The 17,171-nt window shown below is 71.2% G+C and carries 12 protein-coding genes; 5 read left to right on the forward strand and 7 right to left on the reverse strand.

From position 1 onward, the window contains the following. Positions 1 to 8: 8 nt before the first annotated feature. The 4 genes from IPK71_08970 to IPK71_08985 form a co-directional block, all read right to left on the reverse strand. Positions 9 to 455: an FKBP-type peptidyl-prolyl cis-trans isomerase gene (locus IPK71_08970; GenBank protein MBK8213869.1), complete on the reverse strand. Its 447-nt coding sequence runs from the start codon at positions 453 to 455 to the stop codon at positions 9 to 11. 56 nt (positions 456 to 511) lie between these two features. Beyond that, positions 512 to 1,990, reverse strand: coding sequence for an FAD-dependent oxidoreductase (locus tag IPK71_08975; protein ID MBK8213870.1), 1,479 nt, complete (start codon positions 1,988 to 1,990; stop codon positions 512 to 514). Positions 1,991 to 2,127: 137 nt separating this feature from the next. Next, the gene (locus IPK71_08980) at positions 2,128 to 3,714 is read right to left on the reverse strand and encodes a hypothetical protein (GenBank protein ID MBK8213871.1); all 1,587 of its coding nucleotides are present in this window, start codon (positions 3,712 to 3,714) and stop codon (positions 2,128 to 2,130) included. Between the two features lie 146 nt (positions 3,715 to 3,860). Next, positions 3,861 to 4,643 carry a nucleoside kinase gene (locus IPK71_08985; protein ID MBK8213872.1) on the reverse strand — a complete coding sequence of 261 codons (783 nt, stop codon included), beginning with the start codon at positions 4,641 to 4,643 and terminating at the stop codon, positions 3,861 to 3,863. Between the two features lie 519 nt (positions 4,644 to 5,162). Between IPK71_08985 and IPK71_08990 the strand changes: the two genes are divergently transcribed. Next, positions 5,163 to 5,756: a hypothetical protein gene (locus IPK71_08990; protein ID MBK8213873.1), complete on the forward strand. Its 594-nt coding sequence runs from the start codon at positions 5,163 to 5,165 to the stop codon at positions 5,754 to 5,756. A gap of 459 nt (positions 5,757 to 6,215) precedes the next feature. On the opposite strand, the gene fbaA is transcribed toward IPK71_08990, so the two are convergent. Continuing rightward, complete coding sequence (fbaA, locus tag IPK71_08995; GenBank protein MBK8213874.1) at positions 6,216 to 7,289, reverse strand: class II fructose-bisphosphate aldolase; 1,074 nt, start codon at positions 7,287 to 7,289, stop codon at positions 6,216 to 6,218. Positions 7,290 to 7,411: 122 nt separating this feature from the next. On the opposite strand from fbaA, the gene IPK71_09000 reads away from it, so the two are divergent. The 3 genes from IPK71_09000 to IPK71_09010 all read left to right on the forward strand — a co-directional run bounded on the left by IPK71_09000 (position 7,412) and on the right by IPK71_09010 (position 13,590). Next, positions 7,412 to 9,697 (forward strand): copper-translocating P-type ATPase, encoded by a 2,286-nt coding sequence (locus IPK71_09000; GenBank protein ID MBK8213875.1) that lies wholly within the window; start codon positions 7,412 to 7,414, stop codon positions 9,695 to 9,697. Positions 9,698 to 9,775: 78 nt separating this feature from the next. Then, positions 9,776 to 11,209, forward strand: a complete 1,434-nt coding sequence (locus tag IPK71_09005) for a sigma 54-interacting transcriptional regulator (protein MBK8213876.1) — start codon at positions 9,776 to 9,778, stop codon at positions 11,207 to 11,209. A 2-nt stretch (positions 11,210 to 11,211) separates the two neighbouring features. After that, positions 11,212 to 13,590 carry a protein kinase gene (locus IPK71_09010; protein MBK8213877.1) on the forward strand — a complete coding sequence of 793 codons (2,379 nt, stop codon included), beginning with the start codon at positions 11,212 to 11,214 and terminating at the stop codon, positions 13,588 to 13,590. Here IPK71_09010 and IPK71_09015 read toward each other — a convergent pair. Beyond that, positions 13,577 to 13,723 (reverse strand): hypothetical protein, encoded by a 147-nt coding sequence (locus IPK71_09015; protein ID MBK8213878.1) that lies wholly within the window; start codon positions 13,721 to 13,723, stop codon positions 13,577 to 13,579. The genes IPK71_09010 and IPK71_09015 overlap by 14 nt on opposite strands. A gap of 995 nt (positions 13,724 to 14,718) precedes the next feature. Between IPK71_09015 and IPK71_09020 the strand changes: the two genes are divergently transcribed. Further along, positions 14,719 to 15,615, forward strand: a complete 897-nt coding sequence (locus IPK71_09020; protein MBK8213879.1) for an ABC transporter ATP-binding protein — start codon at positions 14,719 to 14,721, stop codon at positions 15,613 to 15,615. Positions 15,616 to 15,938: 323 nt separating this feature from the next. Here the strand turns inward: IPK71_09020 and IPK71_09025 are convergent, their stop codons facing one another. Further along, a complete protein-coding gene (locus IPK71_09025; GenBank protein MBK8213880.1) occupies positions 15,939 to 17,027 on the reverse strand; it encodes a hypothetical protein in 1,089 nt (362 codons plus the stop codon). Positions 17,028 to 17,171 lie beyond the last annotated feature (144 nt).

Genomic DNA, 17,171 nt, shown 5'->3' on the forward strand with positions numbered 1-17,171 from the left:
GTGCGGTTTCAGCCCACGTCGACGAGCTCGACCTCGAACACCAGCGTCGCGTTCGGTGGGATGGGGCCTGCGCCGCGCTCGCCGTAGCCGAGGCTCGGGGGAATGACGAGTCGGCGCTTCTCACCCACCTTCATGCCCGCGACGCCCTCGTCCCAGCCGGCGATCACGCGGCCCGTGCCCAGCGTGAACGAGATGGGCTCGCCGCGGTCGAGGCTCGAGTCGAACTTGGTCCCGTTCGTGAGATAGCCTGTATAATGCACGGAGACGGTGGAGCCGGCCTTCGCCACCTTGCCGTCGGGTTTGCCGGGCGCGAGCACCGTGTATCCGAGCCCCGAGGGGGTCTTCGTGGTGCTCTCGGTCGAGATGGGGGCCGCGCTCGACTGGGTGGAGCCCGAGTCTTTGCAGGCGGCGAGCGAGAGGGCGACGAGGACGGAGGCGGCGAAGAGGCGCTTCATGCCCGAGACGTCTACCACGCCGGCTCCCGCGTGATGAGTCGCACGAGGTGGGCGGCTCAGGTGCGAAGGATCGCCTCGGCCACGCGTGTGCCTCCGATGGCCGTCGCGAGGGTGCTCTGACCGGGAAATACCGAGTCTCCGACGAGCCAGAGATCACGCGCGACGGGGCTCGGGACGAGCGACGCGTAGTGGGAGAGGCCCGCCCTCCTCGGGATGCCACCGACGTATCCCCCGCGACGCAACGTGAAGCGCTCGAAGGTGCGCGGGCTCCCGGGCATCGTGGAGACGATGGCCTGGTCGATCTCGGGGGCACGGTGGGCGATCGTTCGTCGCATGCTGGCCTGGACGTCGGCTATCGCACGCGCGCGCCCCTCCGGCCCGAGCGCGTCGAGCTGCTCCAAAGAGACGTGCGTCGAGACGGTGGCGGTCCTTCGTCCGTGAGGGGCGCGCTCCTCGTCGGCCGCTCCGACGCTCACGAAGACGTGGTTTCCATCGGTGAATGGCCGTGTGGTGTCTCCCACGAGCTCGAGGTGGAAGGCGTCGGGCTTCGTTGTCTTCGTCTCGTCCAGGGTGAGGTACAGCATCGTGGCGCCCCACCCGGAGCGCACCTCCCGGTCGAGCCGCGCGAGCGTGCCTTGAAGCGGCAGGCCGGCCATGGAGGCCACGTCCGCCGGGAGACGGTTCGCCACCACGTGGCGCGCGCGTACCTTGCCCTTGCGTCCTTCGAGCGTCCACGCGCCGGCCTCGCGCCGGAGCGTGTCGACACGAGAGGCGTACCGCACGCTCCCGGAGAGGCGTTCGATCGCGCGCGCGAGCTCGTGAGCGAGCACCCCGATGCCGCCGTGCACGTGTCCGGTGCCCCGAAAATAGTAGTCCATCGTCGCCATGGCGAAGGGCGCTTCGGCCTCGCGTGCGCTCGTCTGCACGGTGATTTGGCACACGGCGTCGAGGTAGGTGCGGAGCGCCGCGTGCTCGACGAGCCCGTGTTTCTCGAGCGCGCGCTCGAGGGGGCGCCCGACCCAAGGGACGAGCGGGAGGTACGCGGGGACCCGAGCGACGTGCGCGAGGAGCTCGGCTCCGCCGAACGGCGGGAGGAGGCGAGGGTCCTCGAAGATGCTCCAGAGCGCGTCGGCGACGGCGAGCTGCTCGCGGAAGAAGGCGCGGACACGCTCACCTAGGGCGCCCGAGCGGGCGACCCACGCCTCGACGAACGCGGCGCGATCGTTCGGCACCTCGATCACCCCGTGCCCCGACCGGAGCTCGACCACGGGCGACAAGAAGCGCACGTCGACCTTCAGGTCATGCCGTCGAATCCACGTGTCGAAGAGGTGACCCTTGGCGAAGCCCGAGAAAAGCGTCGCGCCCGACTCGTACCGCGCTCGCCCGCGCGTGAAGGTCGAGGCGCATCCCCCCGGGTAGGTGAGCGCCTCGAGCACGACCACCTTCGCGCCTCGCTCGGCCAACGACAGCGCCGCGCCGAGCCCACCGAAGCCGGTGCCCACGATGGCCACGTCGAAGAGGTCCGGAGGCGTCACGACCGTCGGATGCCCGAAGCGCCTCGTGCGTCGCGCCGAAGAGAGTGTGGCGAAAGTAGAGCGCAGCGAAGGGATGCCCACCACGGAGCCGCGGCGACGCTCCGCCCTCCCGCCTCACGAAGCCCGAGAACGGGACCTCACCGCTTCTTTCCAGGCGCCTTGCGAGTCGGTTCGTGTACGCGCTTCTTGGCGCTCTTCGCGGCCTTCGCCTGCGGTGCGGGCGTGGTTGGCGGCGGGAGTCGCGACTCTGCCAAGCCCTCCTTGACGGCCCTAGCGAACCCCGCCCCGCGACTTTGCCGAAGGCGCGTCTTGGCATCGCTGAACTTGGTCGCATCCGAGAGCGCGCGCTCGAGCCTCTCCACGGCATCGCCACCGATCACCCGGAGGCAGGCGTCGGCCTGCTCGAGGCCGAGCTTGCGCCCTAGGAAGCTGTAGAACGCACGAATCTCCTCGACGATCCCGGCCGCCAAGGTGGCGTCGACGTCGACGACGGCGGGGAGGATGTCGAACACGATTTCGCGCAGATCTTCGGCCTCGAGCGTCGCGATGCTGACGTCGAAGTAGTCTCCGGCGAGGTCCATCAGGAGCTCGCACGACCTGGCGTCCTCGAGCGCTTCGGCCTCGGGGGAGGCCACGAACTTCCGAACGAGCGCGGCCTCGAGTGGCCTCCGTGCGTCGGGGTCGATCGGCGCATCTCGCCCGTCGAGCTCGACGAGCGCTGCGAGCAGGTCGTCGGGAAGGTCGACGTCGTCGCCCCCGGGGGCGCGGACCATGACCTCGAAGTCTCCCGTGTGTGCGGCGACTACGACGGTGCGTTCCACGCGCTCGCCACCCTCCCATGCGGAGCGGAGCGCCGCCTTTTCTCGAAGGACTTCGGGCAGCGCGAGCGCGACGGCTTCGACGGTCGCGAGCTCGGTCGGCGTAGGCGGTCTCCCGAGGACGTTCTCGTCGATGGCGACGACCCACGGGTACGCCTTGGCTTCGGCTACCTCCCACCCGTGCGTCGCGATCTCTTTTCGGAGCGTGTCGTCCAGATCGGCGCCGCGATCGAAGTTGAGGGCGAGGTGAGGTGGCACGTTCATGCTTTCGCCGCGCTGGATGGCTTCGGCCGCGGCGAGGAAGTCGTCGAAGTCGGCGGCGCTCGAGAACAAGAGGAACCCGAGGCTCTCCCCCAACTGCCCGACGATCGAGAGCACCGCGTCGTGGACGCCGAGCCCGTCGATCCGGATCGAGAAGAGGCACTGGTCGTTCGGGACGACCTTCCAAGGTTTCGCCCGGTAGAGGCGCGCCGCGGCTCGAAAGAGGGCCGCCATCGCGTCGGCGTCGAGGCCGGGCGTGAGGTAGGTCGGCCTCTCGGTCTCGGCCAGACTGTCGCGCATCTTGGAGAACGTCATGTCGATTTCGGGGGTCGCCTCGCAGACGACGTCGATGGCGGGCCATCCGGCGCGCAGCACTTCGGCGAGCGCGGGCGAAGCGACGCGGACGCGATCGGGGGTGTGAGCTCCTCCCACCATGGGGCTCTCGATGGTGCGACGCAGGCTCTCGCACGCGCTCGAGAGGACCTCCCCCGGCCTGCCCACCTCGTGGCCGAGGACGAGCCCGTCCGTCCGCAACCAGAGGAGCATCTCCGGTTGGAACGGCGCCCCTTCGCCGGTCACGTACGTGGGGAGAGTCACGAGCCCGCCCACCCACTCGACCTCTGCTCGCTTCTTCCGTGTAGCCATCGACCGCCCTCTCGATTCGTCTCGCGTCGCTCCCGCACCGTCTCGCCGCGCGCATTGGCCGTGCCGTGGCTCGGGGACGACGGGGCGGATCACTCTGGGCGAGAAGCCCGAGGATGTCGAGCGTTGGTGAGCTCGCCTCGCCCGGCCTATTTGGGCCCGTGTCCGATGAACTCGCGCAGGATCGAGCTCGAGGGCACATACCCCGGCTCGAGCCCCACGTAGCCGTCGAGCAGCTCTCGCAGGCGGCACGCCTCGACGAAACCAGGATCGTCGCGGCGAACCTCGAGGAGGCAGCGCTCGGCGAGGATCTTCAGGACACATGGCTCGTACGCGAGCGCGGTGTCGAACACGTGATCCGCGAACGGGAGCCGCGCGAACACGTGCCGCTCCTCTCCGCGCCGCACCGAAGGCCAGCGGGCGATCGTCTCCTTCGCGCGGTAGCCCCGTGTGTGTCGGTCGCGGACGATGCGGCGGAGGAGGCGGAGATCGGTCGGCGCGAGCGTCGTGAGCCTGTCCATCGGCAACGTAGTGGCCGGGTGCACGAAGATGCCGAGCGACTCGTGCGCGAACGTCCCGGGGATCATCTGCGGCTCGAGCGCGTGCAGTCCCTCGACGAGCAACAGATCGCCCGGACCGAGCGCGACCTCGGGCCCTCCGTCGTGCAGGCTCTTGCCGGTGAGAAAGTCGTAGCGAGCCACCTTGAGCTTCTCTCCGCGCACGAGCCGCTCGAGCTGCGCCCGGAAGAGCTCCGCGTCGATCGCGAGGGGAGACTCGAAGTCGTACTCTCCGGCCTCGTCGCGTACGGTCTTCTCGCGGTCGACATAGTAGTCGTCGAGGGACAGGCCCACGGTGCGGAGGCCCACGAGCGACAGCGCCACGGTGAGCCGTCGAATGAAGGTCGTCTTGCCCGACGACGAGGGCCCGGCCACCCGGAGCACACGAAGGCCTGCGCTCGCTCGGCGGGCCACGTCGTCGGCGATGCGACCGAGCGCCTTCTCGTGGAAGGCCTCCCCGCCAGCACCAAATCGCCGATTTTTCCCGAGGTGGCGAGGGCCGTGAGCTCACCGACCGAGCCCGCCCCGAACGCGGCGAGCCAGCGCCGATGCTCTTCGGCCATGGGGCTGCCGTAGCGAGGTGCCGCGCGTTCTCTCTCGAGGGAGTCGTCGCTCTCGTGGGCCTTGCGGGCTCGCCCGACGTCGACGACGAGCCCTCGCGGGTGGGGAGCGATCCCGAGGGGACCGATGTCACGCGTGGTCGACACGCACGGGCCGAACGCGAGCGCGTACGTTTGCCCACAACGTGAGAGGGTCACGGTTGCCTGCGGGCGATGGTCGAGGAGCGTCGCGGCGTCGTGAGAACCGCGCTCGGTGAAGTACGCGCGGGCTTCCTCGATCGTCCACAGCTCCTCGGAGAACGCGACGGGGCTCGCGAGGCGACGCTCGGTGGCCATGGACACGTCCGACGCGAGCTGCGCGCGATTCTCGTCGTGGATCTCGAGGACGACGGCTCCGTCGATAGGAGGGAGGACACGCCCGCGCGCCTTGGGTCGCACCTCGGCGAGCACGTCGAGCATCGCGAGCCCGACGCTCCGGGTGAGCACGTCGTCGCCGCCCTCGGTCCCCTCGACGATGGGGCTCACCACGGCGTCCGCGGCGAGGCGCGTGTCGAGCATGACGGGCCTCCCGTCGAGCTTCGCGGCGAGCACGGTGGGCGCGATGCCCGGGAGAGTCCGCGACCTCCAGAGCTCCGCGATCGTGGTCCCCGTCGGCACGTGGCGTTCTTCGCGCCCGAGGCGAACACGCACGTCGGCCGCGCGAGGGGTGCTGCGCTCGCGGACCAACGCGCGCAACCTGTCGGCGAGCACGGTCACGTCGTCGGTCGCGGTGGCGGCGATGGCTCGAACCAGGTCGAGGGCCACACGCGGGTGTTTTTGCGCGAGCGACTCGAAGCGGCCGAGGGTGAGCCTCGCGACGCGCACGTCCGTCTCGGTCACGACCTGGAAGGGCGAGACCTGCTGGCGGAGCAGCACGCGCTCCCCGTAGTGATCCCCCGCGCCGAGGCGCCCGACCTGCACGTCCCCTCGTACGAGGCGCGCGTACCCTTCGAGGAGGAAGCCCACGTGACGAGGTCCGTCCTCCCCGAGGGTGACGAGATCGCGCCCGGGCGGTACGGCGAGCTGATCGAGCGCGTCGAAGAAGAACGAGATCTCCTTCACGTCGAGCGCGCGGAGGAGCCGGCTCTGCGAGAGCGTGGCGAGATCTTCGAGCCGCTTGCCAAGGAAGAACGGGAGAGGCGCGACGTCGCTTGGGCCTTGGCTCATAGGACCTCGAAGCGTACGCAATGCGCGTGCCTCGTGTCTCCCCCCTGCGCCTCGTCGTGGTCGCCCGCCGGCGCCGCAATCGGTGCGTGGGGGGTGCAATCGGTGCTAGGACCCAAAAAGGAAACTGCCCGAGGCGCGTACGCCCCGGGCAGCCGGAAATGGACCGTGCTCGCGCTCGCGTTCAGAAGTCGAACTTGCCGAAGCTTCCCAGGTCTTTGCAGGCCTCGACGACGCGGGACATGACGCCCTTCTCGCCGAGGTGGAGCCAGGCGCGCGGGTCGATGTACTTCTTGTTGGGCTTGTCGGCGCCCTCGGGGTTGCCGAGCTGGCTCTTCAGGTAGGCGTCCTTCTCGTCCATGTACTTCTTGATGGGCGAGGTGAAGGCCCACTGCGTGTCGGTGTCGATGTTCATCTTGACGACGCCGTACGAGACCGCCTCGCGGATCTCTTCCTTGGTGGAGCCGGAGCCGCCGTGGAACACGAAATCGACCGGTTTTTTGCCGGTGTTTCGCACCTTCTCGATGTGGTCCTGGCTGTTCGCCAGGATCTTCGGGGTGAGCTTCACGTTGCCCGGGGCGTACACGCCGTGGGTGTTCCCGAAGGACGCCGCCACCGTGAACGCGCCCACCGACTGGAGCGCGTCGTAGGCGGCGAGCACGTCGGCCGGCTGGGTGTAGAGCTTGGCGTTGTCGACGCCCGAGTTGTCGACGCCGTCTTCTTCGCCGCCCGTCACTCCGAGCTCGATCTCGAGGGCCATGCCGATCTTGGCCATGCGCGCGAGGAAGGTGCGGCTGATCTCGAGGTTCTCGTGGAGAGGCTCCTCGGAGAGATCGAGCATGTGCGAGCTGAAGAGCGGGACGCCGTTCTTCGCGTGGTACTCCTCGCCGGCCTTGATGAGGCCGTCGACCCACGGAAGCAGCTTCTTCGCGCAGTGATCCGTGTGCAAGATCACCGGGACGCCGTACGCCTCGGCGAGCACACGGACGTGGTGCGCGCCGGCGATGGCGCCCATGATCGACGCCGCGTGCGAGGCGTTGTCGAGGAACTTACCGGCGTTGAACTGCGCGCCGGTGTGCGAGTACTGCACGATGACGGGGCTCTTCGCTTGGCGCGCGGCCTCGAGGAGCGCGTTCGTCGAGTGGCTGCCGATCACGTTGACCGCGGGCAGCGCGCACGACTCGCTCTTGCAGTAGTCGAAGACTTCGCGGAGGGCATTGCCGACGAGGACGCCGGGCTTCAGCTTGAGGTTTCCCATGGGCGGGTAACCTACCACGGGCGCGCCGGCTTTCGAGGCCTCGGTGCGCGCCTCGTGGGTGGCCCTGTACGGCCGTTCCTGCGTTGCGTGGGCGCGCGTGGAGGAGTACGGATACTCGCGAAATGACCGAGGTTTCCGAAGCCGGTGGGCCGAAGTCGACGGTGAGCCTGGGGATCTCGGGCATGACGTGCGCGAGCTGCGTGGGGCGGGTCGAGCGCGCGATCGCCAAGGTGCCGGGGGTGAGCGCGGTCGCCGTGAACCTCGCGACCGAGTCGGCCACGATCACGACCGACGGCTCCGTTGACGCCGTGGCGCTCGCCGAGGTCGTGCGCGACGCGGGGTACGAGGCCGAGGAGAAGAAGGCCGACTCTCCCGTGGTGCCACACGCCCAGCCGGGCCTCGATCTCGACACGTGGGTGGCCCTCGTGGTGACGGCGCCGCTCGTGACGTTCACCATGCTCCCCATGGCGATCCCGAGCCTCCACGGCGGCCCGCTCGGCGCGCTGATGCACGCGCTCATGGGCAAGGCCGGCCTCGTGCTCGCGCTCCCCGTGCAGCTCTTCTCGGGTCGGCGCTTCTACTTCCAGGCGGCGGCCGAGGTCAGGCATCGGTCGCTCGGCATGAGCACGCTCGTCGCGCTCGGGAGCACGGCGGCGTTTGTGTATTCTGCACTTGTCGTCGCGGCGCCGGGGCTCTTCCCCGAGGGGACGGCCCACACGTACTTCGAGGCGTGCACGTCGATCGTGACGCTCGTGCTCCTCGGGAAGGCCATGGAAGCCCGGGCGCGTGGTCGTACGGCGGCGGCGCTCGAGAAGCTCGTCTCCCTCCGGCCGAAGGTCGCCCACGTGGTGCGCTCGGGGACGGAGGTCGACGTCCCGCTGGCCGAGGTGCGCCCCGGAGACCTCGTGGCGCTCCGGCCCGGGGAGACCGTGCCCGTCGACGGGACCGTGGTCTCCGGGGAGAGCCACGTCGACGAGTCGTCGATCACGGGCGAGCCCATGCCGGCCGCGAAGCGCGAAGGTGCGCAGGTCTTCGCGGGGACGGTGAACGATCGGGGCGCCCTCGTCCTGACGGCGACCCGGGTCGGCGAGGACACCACGCTCGGTCAGGTGATTCGACTCGTGCAGAATGCACAGAGTGGCAAGAGCGAATCGCAGGTCATGGCCGACCGTGTGGCGAGCGTGTTCGTGCCGATCATCCTGTCGATCGCGCTCGTCACCGTCGTCGTGTGGCTCGTTTTCGGCCCGGCGCCGGCGCTGTCGAGGGCGCTCGTCTCGGGGGTCTCCGTGCTCGTCGCGGCCTGCCCGTGCGCCATGGGCCTCGCGACGCCGGCCGCCATGATGGTGACGACGGGGCGCGCCGCCGAGCTCGGGCTCCTCGTCCGAAAGACGACGGCGCTCGAGGTGCTCGCGCGCGTCTCGGTCCTCGTGTTCGACAAGACCGGTACGCTGACTCACGGCAAACCCGAGGTCGTCGGCGCCGAGATCCACGGGGACGAGGCGCGTGTGCTCGCGGCCGTCGGTGCCCTCGAGGCGAAGAGCGAGCACCCCGTCGGGCGCGCGCTGCTCGCGTACACGAAGTCGAAGGGCGGGGAGCCCGGCGCGCCGCTCGTCGTCGAGGGCTTTCGCGCCGAGGTGGGGGCGGGCGCCGAGGCGCGCGTCGCCGGGGAGCGTGTGCTCGTGGGCACGGCGCGCTTCCTCGAGGCGGCCGGCGTCGACGTCGCGGCCTTCGCGGCCCACGTCGAGGACGGCGCGAAGGCGGGGCGTACCCCGGTGCTCGTCGCGATCGGAGGGCGCGCCGTGGCCTGGTTCGCGCTCTCGGACACCCCGAAGAGCGAAGCGCGCGCGGCGATCGACGCCCTCCGCGAGCTCGGCGTCACGAGCGTGATGGCCTCGGGGGACGTCGCCGCGTCGGCCGCGGCCATCGCGAAGGAGCTCGGGATCGACGACGTCCGCGCGGGGCTCCGCCCGACCGACAAGGCCAAAGAGGTGTCCGAGCTGCGCGCGTCCGGCAAGGTCGTGGGCTTCGTGGGGGACGGCGTGAACGACGCCGCGGCGCTCGCGTCGGCGGACGTCGGCGTGGCCATGGGCACGGGCTCGGACATCGCCGTCGACGCCGGAGATCTGGTCGCGATGCGCGGGGACCTCTTCGCCATCGTGGACGCCGTTCGCCTCGCGCGTGCGAGCCACCGCGTGGTTCGACAGAATTTCTTCTGGGCGTACGCCTACAACGCGGCGCTCGTCCCGCTGGCCGCAGGCGCGCTCTATCCGGTGTTGGGTGTGCTCTTCTCGCCGGTGCTCGCCGCGGCGGCCATGGCCGCGAGCAGCCTCTTCGTGCTCGGCAATAGCCTGCGCCTGCGCTCGTTCGGGCGTGTCGCGCGGCCTCTCGTGGCGGCATCCGAAGCCTGAGCTCCGACCCTGCTCGGGGCGGCACGTCGCGCCGGAAGATCCTTACGACGACGCGTGCGCTACGCTACGTTCGCGAAAATGGCCGCATTCACCGCCGAAGCCACGGCGCCCGTCGAGCATGGCGACCCTCGCGTGAAGGGGGCGGGCTCCCCCTGCGACGTGCTGTACCTCGCCCTCGAGGGGCAGCGCCCGCTCGCGTGCGGCGCGCGTTATTCGTTGCGTGGGGTCCGCGAGGTCACGTTCGGTCGAGGTGCGATGCTCTCGGCAAAACGCGAGGGCGACAGGCTGGTCGTCACGCTCCCCGACGATCGGGTGTCGTCTCGCCACGCGACGCTCTCGCGTTCCGGCTCCGGGTTCGTGCTGACCGACCAGGGCTCCAAGAACGGGACGTTCGTCGGCCTCGCGCGTCACGCGGCGGGCCCCGTCACGGTCGGCGCGACCTTCTCGCTCGGCGCGTGCCTGTTCGTCCTCGACGAGGCGGTGCTCCCCGAAGACGAGCGCGAGACGACCGGGCTCGGCCTCGCCGGGCGTCGTGAGGGCGTCGCGTCGCTCGTGCCCCACGTGGCCGCCGGGCTCGGTCGGCTCGTGAAGATCGCGGCTTCCGATCTGCCGGTGCTCCTGCTCGGCGAGAGCGGTACGGGCAAAGAGGTCCTCGCGCGTGCGGTGCACACGCTGTCGATGCGAGGCGAAGGGCCGTTCGTGGCGGTGAACTCGGGGGCGCTCACCCAGACGCTCGTCGAGGCGCAGCTCTTCGGGCACGTGAAGGGCGCGTTCTCCGGGGCCGTGCGTGACGAACCGGGCTATTTTCGCGCGGCCGCGGGGGGTACTCTCCTCCTCGACGAGATCGGGGATCTGCCGGAGGGTGCGCAGGCGGTGCTCCTTCGCGCCCTCGAGACGTCCGAGGTGACCCCGGTCGGAGCGACGCGCCCCATCAAGGTCGACGTGAGGGTCGTCTCGGCGACGCTGCGGCCCGTCGAGGCTCTTCGAGAGGACCTACGCATGCGACTTGCGGGATACACGCATCGCCTCGTCCCTCTGCGGGAGCGGCGGGCCGACTTGGGCATCGTGATCGCGGAGCTGCTCCCCCGCATCGCGCCAGGGCGAGAGCGTGCGATTCGGCTCTCGGCCGAGGCCGTGCGCGCGATCGGAGCGCACCCGTTCCGCCTCAACGTGCGGGAGCTCTTCCAGGTGCTGAAGAGCGCCGTCGTCTTGGCGGGCGAGGCGGGGATCGTGAGGGCCGCGGACCTCCCCGAGGGCTTCGGCACGGAGGCGCCGTCTCCCGTCGAGAAGGTCGTTCCTCCGGCGAAGGCCGTGGCCACCAAGGCACCCGTGCCGGCCGAGGAGCGCAAGAAGGTGCTCCTCGCGCTCCTCGCCGAGCACCACGGGAACCTCAGCGAGGTCGCGCGCCGCATGGACACGACGCGCGTCCAGGTGCACCGTTGGATCGACAAATTCGCGATTGATGTCGAAGTGTTCCGTGCGGGTGGCGCCGGCGGCTCGGGCGAGGGCTGAGCATGCCGAGGCTCCCGCCTGCGCCCGACGATCGTGTCACGCCCCAGGTGCGCCTCGTTCGTCCGCTCGGCGCGGGGGGCATGGGGCACGTGTGGGTCGCGCGGCACGAGGCCTTGGGGATCGACGTCGCCGTGAAGCTGCTCGCGCCCGAGGCCGCGCCGAGCGAGCGGATGCGCAGGCGCTTCGAGCGGGAGGCCGCGCTGCTCGCGAAGGTCCGCAGCCCGCACGTGGTCGCGGTGCTCGACGCTGGCGCTCACGACTCGCTCGGCCCCTTCCTCGTCATGGAGCTCCTCGACGGTCACGATCTCGCGAAGGAGCTCGAGGCCCGCGGCAGGCTCCCGCTCGCCGAGGTCGTCGACCTCGTGACCCAAGCCGCGACGGGGCTCGCGAAGGCGCACGAGCGCGGCCTCGTCCACCGTGACGTGAAGCTCGAGAACCTCGTGCTCGCGAAGGATGGCGCGCGCACCGTGCTCAAGGTGGTCGACTTCGGCGTCGCGCTCGACGAGGACGAAGGCGAGCGCCTCACCGGGCTCGGCGTCGCGATCGGCACACGGTCGACGATGAGCCCCGAGCAAGCCGCGGGAGGGCCGATCGACGCGCGCAGTGACCTCTATTCGCTCGCGCTCGTCTTCTTCCGGCTGCTCACCGGGGAGCCGGCCATCTCGCGTGCGTCGCTCGACGCGCTCGGGCTCGCGGCCTACCGCGCCGAGCGCCCTCGCCCCTCGGCGCTCGTCCCGGGGGTGCCTGCCGAGGTCGACGCGTGGTTCTCGAAGGCCACGAGCTTTGCACCGGACGCGCGGTTCCCCGACGCGCAAGCCTTCGTACGTGCGCTCGAGGTGGCGTCGCGCGGTGAGGCCGCGGCGGCCCCGAGCGGCGGTCCGAGCCCGGGGACCGTCGACGACGCCCCGGCGCTCGGCACGGTCGACGACGCCGACGCGTTGGATAACGACGCGCCGCCCGCTCCCCGACAAGGCGTCGCTCCGGGCTCGTCGAGGCCTCGGGCGCGCGCGTCGGGAGCCCCCGCGCCGCTGCGCCCCGGATCGGCGTCGCCCGCGCCCTCGCGAGGCCCCGCGCTCGTGGTCGTCGCGGGTATTCTCGCGGCCGGCGCGCTCGTCGCCTACGGGCTCCGCGCCATGGTGTCGCGTTCGGGGCACGCGCCTCTTCCCAGCGCCTCGCTCGTGGCCAGTGGAGATGCCGCCGCGCCTGCTCCTCCGCTCCGCCTCGCGCTGCTCATGGACGTCTCGGGAGACAACCGGCGACGTGGCCAGGAGCTCGAGCGGGCGACGCGCACGGCGCTCACGATGATCGGCGAGGCCGGGGGAGTCCGTGGTCGCGCCGTCGCGCTCTCGGTGGTCGACGATCAGGGCGCCCTCGGGCCCTTCCTCGCGGCGCGCGCCGACGAAGCGGCGAAGCTCGGCACGGTGCCGGTGGTGCTCGGCCCGCTCCTGAGCCCGCAGGTGCACGAGGTGCGTGAGCTCTTGGATTCTCGAGCGATTCTCGAGGTTTCCGGCACGGCGACGGCGACGGCGCTCACCGCGGGAGCTCGTTCGGGGTCGTTCCTCGCCCTCGCCCCGGACGACGACGCGCAGGCCGCGGCGCTCGCCTCGGCCCTCCGTGGGACGAGCCCACGCGCTGCCCCGTGCGCGCGTGTGGCGATCGTCGCGTCGACGGATGCGCATGGGGCGCCGTTCGCGACCGCGCTCGCCGCGAGCCTCGCGCGCGCGCCCGCCGTGCCGACGAAGACCCACGCGGTCGACGCGGCGGCCAAGCGCGACTACGCGGACCTCGCGCGCGCGGTCGAGGGGGACCGGGCCGACTGCGTGGCGCTGCTCGTTCCCCCGAAGGTCGGGGCTCGTGTCCTCGGCTCGTTCTCGGCGCCGCTTCGAGACAAGCTGCGCACCTTCGGGGGGGACACGCTCGCCTCGGAGGACTTCGTCGAGTTCTCGCTTCGCGAGTCGGGCGAGGGCAAGCTCGTGGCCGAGGGGCTCACGGGGGTCAAGGTGGCCGTCGCGCCTCCGTCGCGCCCCGAGCTCGTCACGTTCGCCCGAAAATTCCAGGCGATCACGGGCTCCGAGCCGAAGGACCCCTTCGCGGCGCGCCAGTTCGACGCGACCATCGTGGTGGCGCTCGGGCTCGCCGCGGCAGGTGTCGACGCGAAGGCCCCCGAGATCCGCAAGGCTGCCATCGCGGCGACGCGCGGCAAGGCCGGCTACGGGCCCGACGACCTCGAGCGCCTCTTCCGCGCCGCGGCCCGAGGCGAAGATGTGCGCTACGAAGGTGCCTCGGGGGACGTGTCGCTCGGCGACGACGGGCGCGTGATACCCGCGTTCGAGCTCTACGGCATCCGTGGCGGCGCGCTCGTCCCCCTCACGCCGAAGTGAGCGAGAAGAGCGCGCGCACGCGCCGCGAGAGCATGTCGACGATCCCATGGACCGCAAACCCGAGGAGGGCGCCGGCCAGGAGGAAATCGAACATGGTGCACCGCTTCGTGGAGGGGGAGCTGTCGTGGCTCATCGCCTCGAAGTCTGCGTCCTCGTCCGTCGGGTGCTCGCAACGGCTCCGTCACGATCGTGCCAGGCGAGGGGGCTCGCGGTGGGGCCGCGATTCGCAGTATCGTCCCGCGCGATGCGCACCATCGCGCTCTCGACGTTGTTCCACGAGCGGGCCAAGCTCGTCTTCGCGGTGCTCGCCGTCGGCGCCGTGGTGACGCTCGTGCTGCTCCAGTCGGGGCTCTACGCCGGGTTTCGGCGCGCGGCGTCGCAGGTCGTTCGGCGCGCCGGGGGCGACGTGTGGGTCCACAAGTCGGGCACACGTTCGTTCGACGACGCGCAGCCCATCCTCGTGCCTCCGACGCTCGATCCGGCGTGCGCGACGCGTGTACGGCGTGTGGTGCTCGACTTCGCCCAGGTGAAGCGCAAAGACGACGTGCCGGTCGGCGTTCAGGTCGTCGGCGTCGACCCCGTCGTGGGGCGCGAGCTCCCGTGGAACCTCGAGGTCGGTCATGCCGCCGACCTCACCGACGAGGTGGTCGCCGTCGACAGGCTCGACGCGGAGGAGCTCGGCGTCGCAGCTTCGGGCGACGTGCTCGAGGTGAACGGCGAGAAGGTCCGCGTCGGCGCGTTCTCGCGGGGCGTGAGGCCCTTCACGCTCACCCCCTACGTCTTCCTAAGGCCCGAGGGCGCGAACACGCTCCTCCACCTCCCGAAGGGCGCGACGACCTATTTCGTCGTCGATACGGCGAGCGCCGCGTGCCGCGAGAAGCTCGTCTCGGGGCTCCCGAAAGGGCTCCGCGCGACCCTGTCGGAGGACTTCGCCCGCGCCACCGAGAAGCGCTGGGTCGAAGACTCGGGCATCGGCGTCATGCTCCGCGTGGGCGCGCTGCTCTCTCTCTTCGTCGGCGCCATCGTGCTCGCGCAGACGCTCCACGCGCTCGTCGCGAGCCACAGGAAAGAGCTCGCGACGCTCAAGGCGCTCGGCGCGACCACGGGCGAGCTCTTGGGGTTCGTCGCATGGCAAGGCGCGGTGCTCGCCGGGGCGGGGCTCGCTGTCGGCCTGGTCGCGTCGTTCGCGACGGCCGCGGCGCTCGGACAGCTGGGCATCGCCGTGGTGCTCGACGCGGGCACCCTCGCGACCGGCGTCGTCGGGGCCCTGGTCGTGACGCTGCTCGCCGGCCTCTTCGCCGCGCGTCCGGTGCTCTCGCTCGATCCGACCGAGGTGCTCGCGTGATCCTCGAGGCGAAGGGTGTATCGTTCACGTACCCGCGGGGCGGGGCCGTCTTCTCCGAGCTCGACGTGTCGCTCGCGAAGGGCGAAATGGTGTCGCTCGAGGGGCCGTCGGGCTCCGGGAAGACGACGCTGCTCACCGTGCTCGCGGGGCTCGTGCGCCCAACGGCCGGCACCGTGACCCTCGCGGGCAGCCGCCTCGACACGCTCGACGACCGCGGGCGTGCGCGTGCGCGGAGGGACCACGTGGGCTTCGTGTTCCAGGGCTATCACCTGCTCACCGCGCTCACCGCGCGCCAGAACGTGGTCGAGCCCATGGTGCTCGCCGGGCGCCCCCGAAAGGACGCCGAGGCGCGCGCCGACGCCACCTTGGAGCGCCTCGGTCTCCGCGCGCTCGCGTCGCAGAGGCCCGCGGAGCTCTCGGGAGGTGAGAAACAACGTGTGGCGGTCGCGCGGGCGATCGCGCCCTCGCCCGACGTGGTGTTCGCCGACGAGCCCACGGCCGCGCTGGATTTCCGCACGGGGCAGGTGGTCGTCGGGCTCTTGCGCGACTTCGCGACCGCGGGCGGTACGGTGCTGCTCGTCACGCACGACACGCGCCTCCGACCGTTCGTCGACCGCCTGCTCACGATGGAGGATGGTCGGCTCTCCGCGCCGGAGCTCTCCCACGAAGGGCGAACATGACGGGAGGCGCCGCGCTTCCGAGCCCCCGCGGAGTCAGATCCATCCCACCTCTCCCACCACGCACCTACCCACAAGAAGGCCGAACCAGGACATCCCCCATGGGAACCAGGACATCCCGTACGGGAACCAGGACATCCCCCCATGGTCCCCGGGACATGCCCCAAGGCTCCCGGGACACGCCCCAAGGCTCCCGGGACACGCCCCAAGGCTCCCGGGACACGCCCCAAGGCTCCCGGGACACGCCCCAAGGCTCCCGGGACATGCCTTGAAGGGGGCCCGTCGGGGCCGCCCCTCGCTCGTCCGGTCGCGCTGCGTCGCTTGCCCTACGGCGACGCGGCGGCTTCGGTCACCGCGTTCGTGCGTGGATCGAAGGCGAGCACGTCGCTCCTCGGTGTGGGGGAGCCGCCGCCACGACGGATCGCTCCTCCGGCGACGTACACACGGCCGTCGGCGCCTCGCGCGCATGCGTGCCATCCACGCGGGTCGGGCAGCGTCGCGGCCTTGCGGAACGCGCCGTCGCGGAGGACCTCGATCGTGTCCGAGAACCCAGAAGAGGTCGTTCCCCCGATCGTCACGAGCGTCCCGTCGGCGAGCGCCGCGGCGCAGAGCCAATACCGCGCTTCGACGAGGCTCGGCTCCGTGCGAAAGGTCTTCGTCACCGTGTCGTAGGACTCCACCGCGGCGACCGGGACGTCCGTCGCGTCGCGCCCGCCGACGAGGTAGACACGCGAGCCCGCGACGACGGTGGCGAACGCGAGCCTGCGAGAGGGCATCTTCGGCCCACGCGACCACGTGCGCGCCCGCGTGTCGTACACGAGCATCTCGTCCGCGGTCGCACCGTTCGGCCCCCGGCCTCCGAAGACGAGGACCTCGTCTCCCACGACCGCTGCGCCCAACCCGAGCCGAGCCTCCGGCATGTCCGGGAGCTCCGCGCTCGTGCTCGTGCCCGGGTCGACGAGGCTCGCGCTCGCGATCGGTGTGGAGCCGTCACGCGTCCCGCCGAGGACATAGAGGCTCCCTGCGGCGTCGACCGCGGCGCCGTGGCCGTACCGAGGGACCACGTCCTCTCCGGCCATGCGCCACGTGTTGCGCGCCGGGTCGAGCACGTCGATCGCGTCGAGCACGGCCGCGGACAGCCCTCCCACCGCGACGAGCCCGTGGGGGGTCGCGCTGAGGGAGAAGAGAACGCGCGGACCGCCCATCGGCGCGATGGCCGTCGGCTTCGAGGCGTCGGTCGCGCCGGCCTCGTTCGGCGTGGGCGATCCGGCCTCCGGTGTCGGGGAGGCTCCTTCCTCCGCGGCGTCGGCCGAGACCACGGCCGTAGGCCCCGCGCTGCACGCCGCGAACGTGGCGAGCGAGAAGGGAACGAGGGAGGCGATGGCGGCGTGGACGGCGCGACGGGCGAGGCTCATGGCCGACACCCTACGGAGGCAGGGACGAGCGCGCGCGGCGTCCCGTGCGGATCGTGCCGCGTTTCGTGCCGCGTCCCCGTCAGGGGACGCACGGACGGCCAATTCCTCCGTAAATTCGCAGGCATGCGGGTTGCAGTCCGCGAA

The organism is Myxococcales bacterium (assembly GCA_016712525.1).
Taxonomy (GTDB): Bacteria; Myxococcota_A; Polyangia; order Polyangiales; family Polyangiaceae; genus JAAFHV01.